The organism is Pseudovibrio sp. Ad37, assembly GCF_001623075.1.
In the GTDB taxonomy this organism is placed as follows: domain Bacteria; phylum Pseudomonadota; class Alphaproteobacteria; order Rhizobiales; family Stappiaceae; genus Pseudovibrio.
The window spans coordinates 1-464 of record NZ_LMCF01000209.1 but is presented as its reverse complement, the minus strand read 5'-3'; the positions used below and the strand labels follow the sequence as shown (position 1 = coordinate 464).

1 pseudogene is annotated in these 464 nt (G+C 49.1%); it reads right to left on the bottom strand.

The window, feature by feature from the left end:
• Positions 1–464: pseudogene (locus tag PsAD37_RS21310) on the bottom strand (D-alanyl-D-alanine carboxypeptidase); the annotation flags it as partial.

The window sequence follows — 464 nt, the reverse complement described above, 5'->3', positions numbered from 1 at the left end:
GACTGCCGGCATCGGCATAAGCCATCATGCTGGCAGAGCCACGTTTTGTCCCAAAGCGATCATCAAGTTGCTGAGCCGTTGGCTTGGCATTGCGCTTACAATAGTGGTCCTTTGGTGGGTTGATATTCCCACTGCCGCGGAAAGCAGTAATTTTAGTTCCCGCTGTCTTCTTGAAACCACTATCAATAAGTTTCTTGGCAAAGGCTGAGCGCTCTAAACTGGAAGCTGCCCCCAGAACAACAGCGATAACTGTTTTTCCATTGCGTGTTGCAGAAGTCGCTACATTGAAACCGGAATTACAAATATATCCAGTTTTCAATCCGTTAGCGCCAGCAGTACGCAGAAGGAAGTCTCTGTTTCCAGACCGAAATGTTCTTCGGCCAAATCGAATTCCCGGGTGGCTCACATAAGAACGATACTGCGGAAACTGGCTCCACAGCGCACTTGCAAGCAGCGCCATATCA